Origin of the sequence: Phaeobacter sp. JH20_34, from assembly GCF_048056095.1 — a bacterium.
GTDB lineage: Bacteria > Pseudomonadota > Alphaproteobacteria > Rhodobacterales > Rhodobacteraceae > Phaeobacter > Phaeobacter bryozoorum.
Map to the genome: position 1 here is coordinate 210,759 of NZ_JAYMWT010000021.1, position 17,204 is coordinate 227,962.

Below are 17,204 nucleotides of genomic sequence, written 5' to 3' on the forward strand. Positions count from 1 at the left end.
TAGTTCCGTATCATCAACGTCGGCGGTAATATTAGTTTACCAATTCATGCGAAACTGCTTCAAATAATCTCTACAGATGCCCGACAGCGCTGACCCTCTCTCAGACTAGCGACACTCTCCAAACAGAAAAAGCCCGGTAGCGAGCTACCGGGCAAGTCGGGGAGGAATATCAGATTGTCATACACGGTCAGTCACCGGCGATGGTCGCCTGCACTTCGGCGGCGGTCTGCGGTGCTTCGACCACGTCCTGCTCGCCACCTTTGTTGAAAACCCACAACAGGAAGACGGCGAACATCAAAAGCACCGCAACAACGACGCCCCGAATGCCCAACAGGGCCGGTTTGTGCAGTTTCTCTTCGCGTTCAACATTGGTGTCAGGTGCCGACATGGGCCGCTCCTTTGTCTACAAGTTTGCGCGGTTGCTGGCGCGGGGCCGCAGCCGCTGCTACATAGTCTTGGTATAGATACGCTGACGGACCCATCCGGGTTCCATGGAACAGGAAAAAACCATGAAAGATGCCGCGCCCGCCACCGCACCGGAGACGATTTATCTAAAGGATTACAAACCCTTCGGATTTGAGGTGGAGAAGGTCGAGCTGACGTTTAAACTCTCGCCGAATGCCACCCGCGTTCTGAGCAAGATCCGGTTTTCGCCCAAAGCCGAGGCCGCCGATCCCCGGTTCTTCCTACATGGCGAAGCGCTGAAGCTGATCTCGGCCAAAATCGACGGCGCGCCGGTGACACCCGAGCTGATCGACGGCGGGCTGACCTGCGCCACCCCCGATACCCCCTTCGTCTGGGAGGCCGAGGTGGAAATCGACCCCGCCGCCAACACCGCGCTGGAAGGGCTTTACATGTCCAGCGGCATGTATTGCACCCAATGCGAGGCCGAAGGGTTCCGCAAGATCACCTACTACCCGGACCGCCCGGACGTGATGTCGACGTTCTCGGTGCGGATTGAAGGCGACGCGCCGGTGATGCTGTCGAACGGCAACCCGGTGGGCGCAGGCGAGGGTTGGGCCGAATGGCACGACCCCTGGCCCAAACCGGCCTATCTCTTTGCGCTGGTGGCCGGCGATCTGGTGAACCACCCCGACCGCTTCACCACCAAATCCGGCAAGGATGTCGAGCTGAACATCTGGGTCCGTCCGGGGGATGAGGGCAAATGCGCCTTTGGCATGGAGGCGCTGAAGAAGTCGATGAAATGGGACGAGGACGTCTATGGCCTCGAATATGACCTCGATCTGTTCAACATCGTCGCGGTTGACGACTTCAACATGGGTGCGATGGAAAACAAGGGGCTGAATATCTTCAACTCCTCCTGCGTACTGGCATCGCCCGAAACCTCCACGGATGCCAATTTCGAACGGATCGAGGCGATTATCGCCCATGAGTATTTCCACAACTGGACCGGCAACCGCATCACCTGCCGCGACTGGTTCCAGCTCTGCCTCAAGGAAGGGCTGACCGTCTATCGCGACGCCCAGTTCACCGCCGACATGCGATCGGAGCCGGTGAAGCGGATCGAAGACGTCATCGCCCTGCGCGCCCGCCAGTTCCCGGAGGACGGCGGCCCCCTCGCCCATCCGCCGCGCCCGGAACAGTTTCAGGAAATCAACAACTTCTACACTGCCACCGTCTATGAAAAAGGCGCCGAGGTAATCGGCATGCTGAAGCGGCTGGTCGGCGATGAAAACTACTACAAGGCGCTGAAGCTCTATTTCGAGCGCCACGACGGGCAGGCCTGCACCATCGAGGATTGGCTAAAGGTGTTCGAGGACGCAACCGGCCGCGACCTGACCCAATTCAAGCTGTGGTACAGCGAGGCAGGCACGCCGCGGGTAAAAGTGTCCGAGGATTACGCCGACGGCACCTATACCCTGACATTTGAGCAATCAACGCCGCCGACACCCGGCCAGCAGAACAAGGCGCCGCGGGTCATTCCGATCGCGGTGGGCCTGTTGTCCCCCAACGGCGACGACCTGCGCGGCACCGAAGTGCTGGAGCTGACCGAAGCCAGACAGAGCTTCACCTTTGACGGCCTCGCCTCGAAACCGGTGCCCTCCATCCTGCGGGAGTTTTCGGCCCCGGTGATCCTGGAGCGCGAGACCACCAACACAGAACGCGCCTTCCTGCTGGCCCATGACACCGACCCGTTCAACCGCTGGGAGGCCGGCAATCTCCTCGCGACAGAAACCCGCGTCGCCATCGTGACCGATGGCATCGCCCCCGATACGGCCTATCTTGATGCGCTGGTCAAACTGGTGCGCGACGATGCGCTGGACCCCGCCTTCCGCGCGCTGGTTCTGTCTCCCCCCAGCCAGTCGGAAATCGCCCAGACCCTGCACGATCGTGGGGTCACACCCGACCCGCAGACAATCTATGACGCGGCGGAGACCTTCACCCAGACCCTGGCGCAGCAGCTGGAAACCAGCCTGCCCCGGCTCTATGCCGCCACCACTGTCGATGGCCCCTATCAGCCCGACGCCCATGGCGCGGGCCTGCGGGCGCTGAACGGCCGTATTCTGGCGCTGCTGACCCGTCTCGACGGTGGCGATCAGGCTGCGCGCCAGTATCAGACCGCCGACAACATGACCCAGCAATATGCCGCACTGGCAAGCCTGATGAAGGCGGAGAAAGGCGCGGACCAGAGCCAGGCCTTCTTTGATCAGTGGCAGGACGACCGTCTGGTGATGGACAAATGGTTTGCCCTGCAAGTGGCCTGCGCCGCGCCAGACGTCGCCGCTCGCACGGCCGCAGAGCTGACCCAGCACCCGCTGTTCAGCATGAAGAACCCCAACCGGTTCCGCGCCGTCATGGGCGCGCTTGCCGGCCATCACGCAGGCTTTCACCACGACAGTGGTGCAGGCTATTCCCTGCTGGCGCAGAACCTCATCGCGCTGGACCCGCTGAACCCGCAGACCACCGCACGGATGTGTGCTGCCTTCCAGACCTGGACGCGCTACGACAGCACGCGTCGGGCGCTGATCCGGGCCGAGCTGGAGCGCATTCTGGCCACTGATGGGCTGAGCCGGGACACCCATGAAATGGTCAGCCGGATCCTGAAGGGGTGATGCGACAGGCCGCGCAGAAGAGCGGGCCATATCATGGCCCGTTCGCAATCCGCCGCCGCTCCTCCGCGCCCCGGCGCGAACCATCTGTCATCGAGGCCCCGCCTCATGGCTGATGCTCCGATGACAGATCCGCCGACGAGCCGCCGGGCAGTCATTCCCGCCTATCGCTACAGCCGGGCCGCCCGCTCGCCACGCCTGCTGCTCGCCCTCGGCCTGTGGGGGGCCGGGATTGCGGCGCTGTCGCTGGCGCTTTCCGTCGCGCTCTGGATCTCGCTGCTGCTGATCCTGCCAATGCTGCCCGGCCTCTGGGAACTCTGGCGCAACCCGACTGCCAGTCTGAAGCTGGATGCAACACGGCTCTGCTGGCGCAATGCCTCCGGCGCCGTAGACCTGCCGATCAATCGGATAAGCCATGTTACGCTCGACCGGCGCTGGGACTTTTCTCACCGCGCCACCGTTCATACGGAGGCGGGCAAGCGGTTGCGCATTCCCCCCAATTGCCTGCCACCGCATCAGATCCTTGAACAGGCCCTCACCGCAGCAGGCCTGCCCGTCAGGCGGCATCACTTCCGCATCTATTGAGCGCGGACCTCCCCAAAACGACTCCCCGCCGCCACGCAGGCAAATCTTAACCCCCGTTAACCTGCCACTGGAATATCCCAATCGTCCATCGCAATGGCGCGCGCCCGCCATGATTGCGCCCCAAAGAACGGCCAGTCTGATTGCAGTGATTTCAGCTGCCAGCACGCGGACATGGATATGCTCAACAAAAACACCCCAGCGCGCGACCTTATCAGACAGGTATTTTCAACTCTGCTACCCGGTGAAGGCCGGGCGACCCTCACGCAAAACACAGCGGCGCACCCCTGCGCTGCCGCCCGCAGCAGGCAGGATCAGGCAACCGCCCCCCGCCGCGCCGCAGACCGCCCGGATCACCCGCCGCAGCAGCTCATCGTGCCGGTCTGCGAGCCGGATCAGGGCGAAAGCGACTGCGCAACGCTTCAGGACAAGGGACAGTTTCTGGCCCGTCAGGACCGCTGGACCGACCTCTCCGCAGAGATCGCAAAAGCCGACAAGGCCCGCCAGAATACGCCGCATGGCCTGCCCGTTGCCGAGCTTCTGGCCCATGGCGCGCGCAGCGATGTGGTCAATGCCGTCGAACATGCGCTCAGCCTTGGCCACGCCGGAGACCGGCGCAAGATGATCGAAGGCGTCATGGGGCTGGAGACGATGTGCGTGGAACACCGCGACGATCCCTATCTGCGCACTCTGGTGGCCCTCGCCCATATTGATGTGGCCTGGATCTGGCGCGGCTATTCCGATGTCCTGTCAATCACCGTGGCCAATGGCCAGCGCTGCGCCGCCCATTTCGACAGGGCAGCCGCCTTGCTGCATCCGCTGGATGGTATTGCCCTCGACAGCCCGTTTATTGCCGCAGCGAAAACCGCGCTGCTCGCCGGGCAACGATCCGCCAGCGCGACGCAGGTGGCGGATGATTTCGCCGCACTCATCGACCTGGACCCCGACAATCACCGCCACATGCGCAGTCTCGGCACCCATATGCTGCCGCGCTGGTTCGGCAGCTACGATGCCCTCGACCTCGAAGCGCGCCGCATTGCCGCCCGTACACAAGAGATCTGGGGCGACGGCGGCTACGCCTGGGTCTATTTCGACGCCATCGCATTGGACCCGGAAGCCTGCGCCCGCGTCGACATCGACTTCTTCATGGATGGCTTGCGCGATATAGTCTCACGCCGACCGGATCAGGAAATGATCAACCTGCTGGCCTCTTACTGCGCGGTGGCGCTGCGTTATGTCGAAGAGACCGCAACGACCACCACCGGGCAGCGCGCCGAGATCGCCGGGGCGGCGGATTGGCTGATCCGCGACCACCTGCGCGAAATTCATCCGCTGATCTGGGCCCACGCCGCGCAGCGGTTCGACAACAACCTGCGCATCGCCTCACCGCGCCGGTTTGCCGACCATGGCCGCCGGGACGCGCTGCGCTTCATCGCCGGCCTGTTTCGCAGCGAAATCGAGGCCGGCCAGCGGGTGGAGTTTTCCGCCAAAGGGCTGCGCGTCTCGCCTGACTAGGCGGGCCGCGCAGCATCGCTCAGGTTTTTTTGAACGCATCCAACAGGGCCGCACCCAGCGCGCCCGTGGTTTGGCCAGAGCTTTGCCCAGAGCCTTGACCTGAACCCTGCCCCCTGCCCTGACCACCCTTTGGGCCAGCGGACGTCTGGCGCTTGCCGCCGCCCGAATGCCCACCGGGCTTGCCACCACGCTGCGGAGCTGCGCCCTTGGCCGGGCCGCGAGCATTGCGCTCCTCTCTGGCTGAGGCACCGCCGTCCTTCTTCATGGTGAGCGCGATCCGCTTGCGCGGCACATCCACCTCGGTGACAGTGACCTTGACCACCTGTCCTGTCTTCACCACCTCATGCGGGTCTTTCACGAAGCGGTCGGCCAGCTGGCTCACGTGCACCAGCCCATCCTGATGCACCCCAATGTCTACAAAGGCGCCAAAACCCGCGACATTGGTGACCGTGCCCTCCAGCACCATGCCGGGTTTCAGGTCGGTGATCGTCTCCACCCCATCCTTGAAGGACGCCGTCACAAAAGACGGGCGCGGGTCACGGCCCGGTTTCTCCAGTTCCGCAAAGATATCCCGAACGGTCGGCAGGCCCACGTCGCCGCCCACGAATTCCTCTGCCCGCAAGGATTTAAGCGCCGCACCATCGCCCATGATCTGGCGGATATCACGGCCGCAGGCCGCCACGATCTTGCGCGCCACATTATAGCTTTCCGGATGGACCGAGGATGCGTCCAGCGGCTCCTTGCCATCGCGGATCCGCAGGAATCCCGCGCATTGCTCAAACGCCTTGGGGCCGAGGCGCGCCACCTTCAGCAGCTGCTTGCGCGAGCTGAATGCGCCGTTCATGTCGCGGTGCGCCACAATCGCCTCCGCCAGGCCGGGACCAAGCCCCGAGACATGCGACAAAAGCGGCGCCGACGCCATGTTGAGGTCTACCCCAACGGCGTTCACCACATCCTCGATCACCGCTTCCAGCGATTTCGAGAGTTTGTGCTGGTCCACATCATGCTGGTACTGGCCAACGCCGATGCTCTTGGGCTCGATCTTCACCAGTTCCGCCAGCGGATCCTGGAGGCGGCGGGCAATCGAGACCGCACCGCGCAAGGAGACATCCAGATCCGGGAACTCCCGCGCCGCCAGCTCAGAGGCGGAATAGACCGAGGCACCAGCCTCAGACACCACCACCTTGGTCGGCGCCTTCACCTTGGCCGGCAGGTGTTGCAGCACCTCCGCCACCATCCGCTCGGTCTCGCGGCTGGCGGTCCCGTTGCCAATGGCGATCAGCTCAACGCCATGTTCGGCAATCAGCTTCACAATCGACACCTGCGCCCCGCGCAGATCGTTCTTCGGCTGGAACGGGTACAACGTCTCGGTGGCCACCAGTTTTCCGGTTGCGTCAACCACCGCCGCCTTGACGCCGGTGCGAATGCCCGGATCCAGCCCGAGCGTCGGCCGCGCACCGGCTGGCGCGGCAAACAACAGATCCTTCAGATTGCGGGCAAAAACCTGAATCGCATCTTCTTGCGCCCGGCCGCGCAGATCGCCCATCAGCTCCAGCATCATCGAGAGCGACAGCTTCACCCGCCAGCACCAGCCCGCGACCTTGCGCAGCCAGACATCTCCCGGCCCGTTGCCGCCCGCGCCCAGCACCGCCGCCACCATCGCCTCGGCGCGCGCCACGCCTTCCTCCGGCTCCGGCCCGACGTCCAGCGTCAGCACGCCCTCGTTTGATCCCCGCAGCATCGCCAGCGCCCGGTGCGAGGGCACATCCGCCCAGCGTTCGGAATGCGCGAAATAGTCGGAGAATTTCGCCCCCTCCTGCTCCTTGCCCTCGACCACCTTGGCGGTGAGCACCGCCTCCTTCTGCAGGAACTCCCGCAGTCGACCCAAGAGGGTTGCATTCTCCGTCAGCCGTTCGGTCAGGATATCCCGGGCGCCGTTCAGCGCGTCCTTCACCGTCACGACCGCCTCGGTAACATAGCCTTCGGCCAGCGCCTCCGGCTCGGTGCTGCGGTCGGCCAGAATGGCATCCGCCAGCGGCTCCAGCCCGTTCTCCTTGGCGATCATCGCCTTGGTGCGCCGCTTCGGCTTGTAGGGCAGATAGATATCCTCCAGCTGCGCTTTGGTCTCCGCCTTGGCAATCGAGGCGGCCAGATCGTCGGTCAGCTTGTCCTGCCCCTTGATCGAGTCGAGGATGGCCGCCCGACGCTTTTCCAGCTCGCGCAGATAGTCCAGCCGCTCCGCCAGCGTGCGCAGCTGGGTGTCATCCAGCCCGCCCGTGGCCTCCTTCCGGTAGCGCGCGACAAAGGGCACTGTGGCGCCTTCATCCAGCAGCGCAACGGCGGCACTCACCTGTTTGGCGGCGGCGCCGATTTCCGTAGCAATGGTCTGGCTGATGCGGGCGGATGTGTCCAAGGCGGCCTCCTGAAAATTCTGCTCGGGCTGCCAGTACTAGCCCTGCCGGAACGTCTCGCCAAGAGGCTGAATCAGCCCCGAGCGAACCATTGCGAAGGGCAGAGTCCGTCCCGAGGGTGGGCGTGAAGCGCCCGTCCATGGGCACGGGACGGGCGCTGCCCGGACCTGCGGCCCATGCAAAAGGGCAAATCAATGTACCCTTCTGCCCCTCAATGCCCCCTTGCCCCTGCCCGCGCGGGGGCCTAGAACGCTTGCCAACATCGGACATTCGGATACGGCGGAAAACCATGCTCGACCTGACATATGAACTCCCCAAGCCCAAGGTGATCGCGGGCGCCAAGCATGACTGGGAACTGGTCATCGGTATGGAGGTGCATGCTCAGGTCAGCTCCAATGCAAAGCTGTTCTCCGGCGCCTCCACCAAATTCGGCGCCGAGCCGAACTCCAACGTGGCCTTTGTGGACGCGGCGATGCCCGGTATGCTGCCGGTGATCAACGAATACTGCATTGAACAGGCGGTGCGCACCGGTCTGGGCCTGAAGGCCGATATCAACCTGTGGTCGGCTTTTGACCGCAAGAACTACTTCTACCCCGACCTGCCGCAGGGCTACCAGATTTCCCAGCTTTACCACCCGATTGTGGGCGAAGGCGAAGTGCTGGTGGAACTGGGCGACGGCACCGCGCGCAACGTGCGTGTGGAGCGGATCCACATGGAGCAGGACGCGGGCAAGTCGATCCACGACATGGATCCCAACATGTCCTTTGTCGACCTGAACCGGACCGGCGTCTGCCTGATGGAGATCGTCTCGCGCCCCGACATCCGCGGCCCGGAAGAAGCCGCCGCCTATATCGCCAAGCTGCGCCAGATCATGCAGTATCTCGGCACCTGCGACGGCAATATGCAGAACGGCAACCTGCGCGCCGACGTCAACGTCTCCGTCTGCCTGCCGGGCCAGTACGAGAAGTACAAGGAGACCCAGGACTTCAGCCACCTCGGCACCCGCTGCGAGATCAAGAACATGAACTCGATGCGCTTCATCCAGCAGGCGATCGAGGTCGAAGCCCGCCGCCAGATTGCCATCATCGAGGCAGGTGGCGAGATCATGCAGGAAACCCGCCTGTACGATCCGGACAAGGGCGAAACCCGCTCCATGCGCTCCAAGGAAGAGGCGCATGACTACCGCTATTTCCCCGATCCCGACCTCTTGCCGCTGGAAATCGAACAGGCCTGGGTGGATGAGATCAAAGCCAATCTGCCGGAACTGCCGGACGAGAAAAAGGCACGTTTCATCAAAGACTTCGGCCTCAGCGACTATGACGCCTCGGTACTGACCGCGGATGTGGAATCCGCCGCCTTCTTCGAGGAAACCGCCAAGGGCCGCAGCGGCAAGCTGGCTGCAAACTGGGTCATCAACGAGCTGTTCGGCCGCCTGAAGAAAGAAGACCACACGATCACCGACTCCCCGGTCTCACCTGCCCAGCTGGGCGGCATCATCGACCTGATCGCCTCCGACGCGATCTCCGGCAAGATCGCCAAGGACCTCTTTGAGATCGTCTATACCGAAGGCGGCGACCCCGCTCAGATCGTCGAAGAGCGCGGCATGAAGCAGGTGACAGATACCGGCGCCATCGAAGCCGCGCTGGACGAGATCATCGCCGCCAACCCCGCGCAGGTGGAGAAGGCCAAGGTGAACCCGAAACTGGCAGGCTGGTTTGTCGGCCAGGTGATGAAGGCCACCGGCGGAAAGGCGAATCCGGCCGCCGTGAACAAGCTGGTGGCGCAGAAACTGGGCGGCTGATCCGGCCACCGGGCACGCAACGCCCCTCAGATAAGAACCACGCAAGGGCGCCCCGGTGGCGCCCTTTGTCGTGTGAAAGGCGCTGCCACCCCCCAACCCGAACGCGATGATCTGGAAGCCGCAGCGGCAATTGGGGTATACTGCCGCCCGACAGGTCCCCGCCCATGGGGAACGCGGACGCTTGACCCCCCGCACGCTTGCGCTAAACCTGCCGCCGACACAGGAGACGTTTATGCAAGCTTTTGAATACAAAGTTGTCCCCGCCCCCGCCAAGGGCACCAAGGCCAAGGGCGTCAAAACCGCCGAAGCCCGCTTTGCCAATTCCATTGATATCCTGCTGAACGACATGGCGGCAGAGGGCTGGGAATATCAGCGCGCGGAGCTGCTGCCATCCGAAGAGCGCAGCGGGCTGACCGGCTCGACGACGAACTGGCGCAACGTGCTGATCTTCCGCCGTGCGCTGCCAGCCGCCGCCGAGCAGTTGCAGGCTCAGGCCGTGGCTCAGCTGGCCGCCCAGATCACCGCGCAGCTCGCAGCGCAGTCCCCCGCCCAAGCGGCGGATCACGGCACAGCAGCAGCTGCCACAGCGACCCCCGCGGAGGAGACACCAGCAGTCCCGACGCTTGGCCCGGCCACCACCAGCGCTGTCGCGCCACCCATCGCCATCGCCGGCGACCCAGAGGCCCCGGCAGGCGCAATTGCCGTTCCGGGCCGGGGCGCCCGCTCCATGGTCGCCGATGACGGCGTCGAGGAGCTGAGCCCGGTCTCCGGCCTGACCGCCGCCCTGAAAGCCCGCGCCAGCCTTGCCGCCACCCCGAAAGATGGCGCCGCCAAACCCGCGCCAAAAGCAGAACCAAAACTGACCAGATCGGAAAAATCCTCCGAGGATCCGGCAAACAGCTGACCAGCCCCCGGATGCAATTCCCCGCCAGCGTTGCCATTGTGGCACATCGGCGGGGCTTTGCCTGACTTTGGCCGCTAGACTCCGATATCCAGCGCCAGCGCGTGGATGCGCGGCACGATATCGCCCAGCGCCTTATGCACGGCGCGATGCTGCGCCACGCGGGACATCTCGGCAAAGCCATCGGCCCGGATATATACGTTGAAATGGCTTTCGCCACGCCCGTCGTGACCGGCGTGGCCGACGTGCTGGTCGCTCTCATCCTCAACCCGCAATGCGCGTGGTGCAAATGCGTCGCGCAGACGCGTCTCGATCTCTTCACGGATGCTCATTCTGGCGTGTCCTGCATAAAAATCCCCGTATTAATTTTCCCAGCCCCCTTCAATCTGCCGCCCCTTAGACTAAACTGCTGCCTCCGAGTCGAACAGTTGCGTCTAGAAGGTGCGCCCCATGACCAAGTCAGATCCCTTTGGTTTCGATATGTCCATCCGGTCAGCGAAGAAAAAGAACCCCCGCGGCCGGCGGGCCGCCACCGGCGCGTCCGAGACCTCGCAGCGCATCTGCGACAAGGATGGCTGCGATGAACCCGGCAAATTCCGCGCGCCCAAGGCACCGGATGTGCTGGATGATTACTACTGGTTCTGCCAGGAGCACGTGCGCGAATACAATACCAAGTGGAACTTCTTTGAAGGCACCACCGAGGCCGAATTGAACGCCCAGCAATCCAAGGACAAGGTCTGGGAACGCCAGACCAAACCGATGGGTGACCCCGAGGCGCGCGCCTGGGCGCGGCTGGGCATCGAGGATCCGCATCAGGTGCTGGGCCAGAACGCCACCCGGAATCCGGGTCGCTCAGCCCAGGCCGGGCGCCGCCTGCCCCCGACCGAGCGCCGCGCGCTGGAAGTGCTTGAGGCCAAGGACGACTGGAGCAAGGCAGACATCCGCAAAGCCTATAAGAAGCTGATCAAGGTGCTGCACCCCGACATGAACGGTGGCGACCGCAGCCAGGAAGAACAGCTGCAAGAGGTGGTCTGGGCATGGGACCAGATCAAGGACAGCCGCAGTTTCAAATAAGCGGTGGTTGCGCCCCGAACCAGCCAGACAGAAAACCAGAGCGTCGCGCAAGCGGCGCTTTTTCTTTGTGCAACCTCTGGGCTTTGCAACGCCGGAAGCTTGCAGCGTTCAGACGCCCGCCACGGGACAGCTACGGATCGGCGCGGGGCAGAGATTTGTCCCCAAATGAAAAAGCCACGGCAGATCGGTGCCGTGGCTTTCTGTCTTGCTGACAGGCTCGGATGTTAGCTACCCTTGCGCTGCGGCCGCGCCGCTCCGCCGGTTTTGGCAACTGCTGCCCGGGCCTTGTTCTTCTTGCTGGTCGGCTTGCCCTTTGGTGGCGGTGCGCCCTTGCGGCCCGATTTCCCCGGATTGGACCAATCGCCCTTGGGCTTGCCCGGAACCGCCGGTTTGGCGGGTTTTGAGGGGCTTGCGGCACGATCCGACGGGCCGCGCGCAGTCACCGTGGCCTTGCCGCCTTCGCCAGTACGCTTTGGTTTGTCAAAGCGCGGCTTGTCGCCATAGCTGGGCTTGTCGCCACGGGGTTTGTCGCCATAGGGCTTGCTGCTCCGTGGCTTGTCACCATAGGCAGGCTTGTCACCATAGGCAGGCTTGTCGCCCCGGGGTTTGTCACCGCGCGGCTTGTCATAGCTGGGTTTGTCGCCGTAGGGCTTGCGCTCACCACGATCCTGGCCACGGGGGCCACGCTTGTCATCGCGGAAACCATCGCGGTCCCGGTTCTGCGGGCGCGGCGATTTCGGCAGATCTGGCGCCTTGTCCAGACGCGTTACCGTGGCGCCCTCTTCCAGCTCACCATGTTTGACCGCACCCCAGAACGCATCGGCACTGCTTTCGCGCACCTCGACATAGCTCTGGTCGAACTGAATGCGGATCGCGCCGATGTCGTCTTTGGTCAGATTGCCGGCATTGCACAGCATCGGCAGCAGGCGGCGCGGCTCTGCACCGGCCTTGCGACCACCACTGACCGCAAACCAGACGGAGGGGCCAAAGGGCGCCCGCTCTTCCCGCTCGCGCTTGTCCATCTGCGGATCGCTCAGCTCTTCCGGCGCGCTGTGGCGGTCGTGGAACAGGCGCAGATAGGCGGCGGCCAGCTGCTCGGGAGAGAAACGCTCGACCAGTTCCGCCACCGGGGCGGTCTCATTTTCGCTGACCGGCTCGCTCCAGGCCTTGTCACCCAAGAGACGTTCAAAGTCGCGGGCGCGCACATCATCGGCACTGGGGGCCGGGCTGGTTTCTGCGGTGATCTTGGCGGCACGCAGCAGGCGCAGGGCCTTGCCCTTGGCCTTTGGGGGCACGATCAGCGCGGACACACCCTGGCGCCCGGCACGGCCGGTACGGCCCGAGCGGTGCAACAGGGTTTCGTGGCTGGACGGCAGATCCGCATGAATCACCAGATCCAGCTTCGGCAGGTCGATCCCGCGCGCCGCCACATCGGTGGCCACGCAAACCCGCGCCCGCCCGTCGCGCAGCGATTGCAACGCGTTGCTCCGCTCCGCCTGGGACAGCTCGCCCGACAATGCAACCACGGAAAATCCGCGATTGCTCAGCCGCGTGGTCATCCGGTTCACCACCGCACGGGTGTTGCAGAACACGATCGCATTGGGCGACTCGTGGAAGCGCAGCACGTTGATAACGGCGTTTTCGACGTCGCGCTGCGCCACAGCCAGCATCTGGTATTCGATATCCGCGTGCTGCGAGGCTTCAGCCACGGTTTTGATCCGCTGGTGATCCTTGAGATAGGTCTCCGCAAGACGCGCGATACCGGTCGGCACAGTTGCCGAGAACATCAGGGTGCGGCGGTCTTCCGGGGATTCGCCCAGAATGAACTCCAGATCCTCGCGGAAGCCCAGATCCAGCATCTCGTCTGCTTCGTCCAGCACCACGGCGCGTACCTGCGACAGGTTGATCGAGCCGCGCATGATGTGATCGCGCAGACGGCCGGGGGTGGCCACGACGATATGCGCGCCACGCTCCAGCGCGCGGCGTTCGTCGCGCATGTCCATACCGCCCACGGTGGAGACGACCTGCGCACCGGCCTCGGCATAGAGCCAGCCCAGTTCGCGTTTCACCTGCAACGCCAGTTCGCGCGTCGGCGCGATGACCAGCGCCAGCGGCAGCTCGGCCCGGTCCAGTTTCTCGGCCTCACCCAGCAATGTAGGGGCCATCGCCAGGCCGAAGCCTACGGTTTTGCCGGAACCGGTCTGCGCCGACACCAGAAGGTCGGACTGATCCAGCTCGGGCGCGGTGACGGCCTGTTGAACGGGTGTCAAATGCTCGTAGCCGCGCGCCTGAAGCGCTTGTTCGAGTGCTGTTTTCAAGATTTCATTTCGCTTGCTGCGGGGCGCGCCGCCAAAGGGCACGCCGAATATCGGGAATGTCCCCGACTGCGCAGGAACGCGGATGGCATCATCCAAGTGCGCGCTGATATCGGCTTTGCCCCCTTTTGTACAGGGTTCATTTGGCTCATCCGGCACCAGAAGCCACCAGCAGACGCAACCCCGCTATGCGTTTGCCGCCACACCCTGCCACCGGCAGAACACAGGGGCGCGGGCCGGAATGCCCCCCCGACACGCGCGCAACTGGCCCGGCCAGGCGCGGCCTTAGTGCCAGATTGAGACCAAACGTCACGACAGCTGGTCAAACCCGGCCTTGGCCCCTTGCGATTGCAGACAAGATCAGGCACCAATCCACCGGATTGCCGCCAGCCGACGGACGCTGCGCGGATGAGGATAAGGATCGATTGCGATGACCGACGGTATGCTGGATATGAACGCGAAACCCACCGAGACCCTTTCGGTGCGCGATGTGTTCGGAATTGATACGGATATGACCGTCAAGGGCTTCGCCGACGGCTCCGACCGGGTTCCGGCTCTGGATCCGACCTATAAATTCGATCCCGAGACCACGTTGGCCATTCTGGCAGGCTTCAGCCACAATCGCCGCGTGATGATCCAGGGCTACCACGGCACCGGTAAATCGACCCATATCGAACAGGTCGCCGCGCGCCTGAACTGGCCCTCCGTCCGGGTGAACCTCGACAGCCACATCTCCCGGATCGACCTCATTGGCAAGGACGCGATCAAGCTGCGCGACGGCAAGCAGGTCACTGAATTCCACGAAGGCATCCTGCCCTGGGCGCTGCGCAACCCGGTTGCCATCGTGTTCGACGAATATGACGCGGGCCGCGCGGACGTGATGTTCGTGATCCAGCGCGTTCTGGAGCATGACGGCAAGCTGACGCTCCTCGATCAGAACGAGATCATCACCCCGAACCCGTTCTTCCGCCTGTTTGCCACCGCCAACACCGTTGGTCTGGGCGATACCACTGGCCTCTATCACGGCACCCAGCAGATCAACCAGGCCCAGATGGACCGCTGGTCGCTGGTGGCCACGCTGAACTACCTCAGCCACGACGCCGAAAGCGCCATCGTCCTGTCCAAGGCGCCGCATTACAACACCGAGAAGGGCCGCAAGACCATCAGCCAGATGGTCACCGTCGCCGATCTCACCCGCACCGCCTTCATGAACGGCGATCTCTCCACCGTGATGTCGCCGCGGACGGTGATCAACTGGGCGCAGAACGCCGAGATTTTCCGCGATGTGGGCTATGCCTTCCGCCTGTCGTTCCTGAACAAATGTGACGAGCTGGAGCGCCAGACCGTGGCCGAGTTCTACCAGCGCTGCTTTGACGAAGAGCTGCCGGAAAGCGCCGCGAGCGTTTCGCTGGGCTAACAGCAATGTGCCGCCCGGCCGCAAGGCCGGGCAGCGCCCGAACTGCCCCCGCCAGACCGAAGGTTTGCCTCCGGCAAAACGGGCGGGCGCTTCGCCTCTCACCCCGCCGGGACCGGCGCTGCCCTATCCGCAGCAGTGCCACTGGACTTTTCCGACACGAGGGGGGATGCTCACAAGGGACTAGGTGCGACCATGAAAAAGCCCAACGACAACCCCGCCGATCCGTTCAAGAAGGCGCTGGCCGAAGCCACAAAGGTCATGGCCAATGATTCCGAGCTGAACGTCTCCTACTCGGTCGACCCTGCCGGTCTGTCCGGCGACAATATGCGGCTGCCTCAGGTCTCCCGACGGATGACCCGCGAAGAGGTGCTGCTGGCCCGTGGCACCGCCGATGCGCTGGCGTTGCGCCACAAATTCCACGACCCCGCCACCCATGCCCGCTATGCCCCGCCCGGCGACATGGCGCTTGATCTCTACGAGGCGCTGGAATCCGCCCGCTGCGAGGCGATGGGCGCGCGGCACATGCCCGGCACCGCCTCCAATATCGACGTTAAGATCCAGAACGAAGCCCTGCGCAAGGGTTACGACCAGATCAAATCCGCAACCGAGGCGCCGCTGGCGGTATCCGCCGGCTATCTGATCCGCCATCTGGCCACCGGCCGCCCGATGCCCGAGGCCGCCGCCAACGTCATGGAACTGTGGCGCGGTTTCATTGAGCAGCAGGCCGGCGACACGCTGGCCAATCTCGGTGACACCATCGAGGATCAGGCCGCATTCGCCAAATTCGCGCGGCAGGTGATCACCGATCTGGGCTATGGCGACCAGCTGGGCGACGACCCGGATCAGCTCGACGACGAACAGGACAGCGACGCCGAAGACGACGCCGAGGAGCAGCAGGACCCCGACAGCAGCGGTCAGGACGACTCCGAAGAGGAAGAGGCCGACGCCAACCCCGAACAGGCCCAGGAGCAGCAGCAGGACGAAAGCCAGGCGCAGGTCTCGATGGACGAGATGGCCGATGAAGAGCTGGCTGAAGATACCGAAATGCCCGATGGCGAGGCTCCGCTGGACCCGCCACCGCCGCCGGCCGTGTCGGAGGCTGATCCCGACTATAAGGTCTTCGATGATGCCCATGACGAGGAAATCGCCGCCGAGGATCTCGCCGAACCGGCGGAGCTGGAACGGCTGCGCGCCTATCTGGACCAGCAGCTGGAACCGCTGAAAGGGGCCGTCTCGCGGCTTGCCAACAAATTGCAGCGCCGCCTTCAGGCGCAGCAGAACCGCTCGTGGGAGTTCGACCTCGAAGAGGGCATTCTGGACGCCGGCCGTCTGGCCCGCGTGGTGGCCAACCCCACCACGCCGCTGTCGTTCAAACGGGAGAAAGACACCGAATTCCGCGACACCGTGGTGACGCTCCTCTTGGACAACTCCGGTTCCATGCGCGGTCGGCCAATCTCAATCGCCGCGATCTGCGCCGACGTTCTGGCCCGCACTCTGGAGCGCTGCAACCTGAAGGTCGAAATCCTCGGCTTTACCACCCGCGCGTGGAAAGGCGGGCTCGCGCGTGAGGCCTGGCTCAATGACGGTCGCCCGCAGCTCCCCGGCCGTCTGAACGACCTGCGCCACATCATCTACAAAGCCGCCGATGCGCCGATGCGCCGGACCCGCGACAATCTTGGCCTGATGATGAAAGAGGGCCTGCTGAAGGAGAATATCGACGGCGAGGCGCTGGAATGGGCGCACCGCCGCATGGTCGCCCGTCAGGAAGCCCGCAAGATCCTGATGGTGATCTCCGATGGCGCGCCGGTGGATGACAGCACGCTGTCGGTGAACCCGGCCAACTATCTGGAAAAACACCTGCGTGATGTGATTGCGATGGTGGAGCGGCGCAAACAGGTCGAACTGCTGGCCATCGGCATCGGCCATGACGTCACCCGCTATTACGATCGCGCCGTGACCATCACCGATGTTGAACAGCTGGCAGGCGCCATGACCGAGCAGCTGGCCGCTCTCTTTGACAGTGACCCGCGCGCTCGCGCCCGGGTGATGGGCATCAAACGCGCGAGCTGAGCACGCCAGCCGCGCCGCTCTGAATCAAAGCCCCGCGCCGCTTCGGT

The 17,204-nt window shown here is 63.9% G+C and carries 12 protein-coding genes; 8 read left to right on the plus strand and 4 right to left on the minus strand.

What is annotated here, in order from left to right:
- Positions 1-187 precede the first annotated feature (187 nt).
- Complete coding sequence (locus VWZ81_RS15620; protein WP_340545069.1) at positions 188-388, minus strand: hypothetical protein; 201 nt, start codon at positions 386-388, stop codon at positions 188-190.
- A gap of 121 nt (positions 389-509) precedes the next feature.
- Here VWZ81_RS15620 and pepN point away from each other — a divergent pair, with 121 nt between their 5' ends.
- The 3 genes from pepN to VWZ81_RS15635 all read left to right on the plus strand — a co-directional run bounded on the left by pepN (position 510) and on the right by VWZ81_RS15635 (position 5,168).
- A complete protein-coding gene (pepN, locus tag VWZ81_RS15625; RefSeq protein ID WP_416543621.1) occupies positions 510-3,074 on the plus strand; it encodes an aminopeptidase N in 2,565 nt (854 codons plus the stop codon).
- A 105-nt stretch (positions 3,075-3,179) separates the two neighbouring features.
- Positions 3,180-3,656, plus strand: coding sequence for a hypothetical protein (locus VWZ81_RS15630; RefSeq protein ID WP_416543619.1), 477 nt, complete (start codon positions 3,180-3,182; stop codon positions 3,654-3,656).
- Between the two features lie 177 nt (positions 3,657-3,833).
- A complete protein-coding gene (locus tag VWZ81_RS15635) occupies positions 3,834-5,168 on the plus strand; it encodes a hypothetical protein (protein ID WP_416543646.1) in 1,335 nt (444 codons plus the stop codon).
- Between the two features lie 19 nt (positions 5,169-5,187).
- Here the strand turns inward: VWZ81_RS15635 and VWZ81_RS15640 are convergent, their stop codons facing one another.
- Positions 5,188-7,581 (minus strand): Tex family protein, encoded by a 2,394-nt coding sequence (locus tag VWZ81_RS15640; RefSeq protein ID WP_416543617.1) that lies wholly within the window; start codon positions 7,579-7,581, stop codon positions 5,188-5,190.
- 287 nt (positions 7,582-7,868) lie between these two features.
- Between VWZ81_RS15640 and gatB the strand changes: the two genes are divergently transcribed.
- Together gatB and VWZ81_RS15650 are read left to right on the plus strand one after the other, a co-directional pair.
- Entirely contained in the window at positions 7,869-9,380 is a 1,512-nt protein-coding gene (gatB, locus tag VWZ81_RS15645; protein WP_416543615.1) for an Asp-tRNA(Asn)/Glu-tRNA(Gln) amidotransferase subunit GatB, read from the plus strand.
- 232 nt (positions 9,381-9,612) lie between these two features.
- Positions 9,613-10,284: a DUF4177 domain-containing protein gene (locus tag VWZ81_RS15650; protein WP_416540428.1), complete on the plus strand. Its 672-nt coding sequence runs from the start codon at positions 9,613-9,615 to the stop codon at positions 10,282-10,284.
- Positions 10,285-10,358: 74 nt separating this feature from the next.
- Here VWZ81_RS15650 and VWZ81_RS15655 read toward each other — a convergent pair whose 3' ends face one another.
- Positions 10,359-10,613: a BolA family protein gene (locus VWZ81_RS15655; RefSeq protein ID WP_340545062.1), complete on the minus strand. Its 255-nt coding sequence runs from the start codon at positions 10,611-10,613 to the stop codon at positions 10,359-10,361.
- Between the two features lie 118 nt (positions 10,614-10,731).
- Between VWZ81_RS15655 and VWZ81_RS15660 the strand changes: the two genes are divergently transcribed.
- Positions 10,732-11,355 carry a DnaJ domain-containing protein gene (locus VWZ81_RS15660; protein WP_340545061.1) on the plus strand — a complete coding sequence of 208 codons (624 nt, stop codon included), beginning with the start codon at positions 10,732-10,734 and terminating at the stop codon, positions 11,353-11,355.
- Positions 11,356-11,579: 224 nt separating this feature from the next.
- Here the strand turns inward: VWZ81_RS15660 and VWZ81_RS15665 are convergent, their stop codons facing one another.
- On the minus strand, positions 11,580-13,673 hold the full coding sequence (locus tag VWZ81_RS15665; protein WP_416540430.1) for a DEAD/DEAH box helicase: 2,094 nt from the start codon (positions 13,671-13,673) through the stop codon (positions 11,580-11,582).
- A gap of 427 nt (positions 13,674-14,100) precedes the next feature.
- Between VWZ81_RS15665 and cobS the strand changes: the two genes are divergently transcribed.
- Both cobS and cobT read left to right on the plus strand, forming a co-directional pair.
- Positions 14,101-15,087: a cobaltochelatase subunit CobS gene (gene cobS, locus VWZ81_RS15670; RefSeq protein ID WP_416536769.1), complete on the plus strand. Its 987-nt coding sequence runs from the start codon at positions 14,101-14,103 to the stop codon at positions 15,085-15,087.
- A 192-nt stretch (positions 15,088-15,279) separates the two neighbouring features.
- Positions 15,280-17,157: a cobaltochelatase subunit CobT gene (gene cobT, locus VWZ81_RS15675; RefSeq protein WP_416543613.1), complete on the plus strand. Its 1,878-nt coding sequence runs from the start codon at positions 15,280-15,282 to the stop codon at positions 17,155-17,157.
- Positions 17,158-17,204 lie beyond the last annotated feature (47 nt).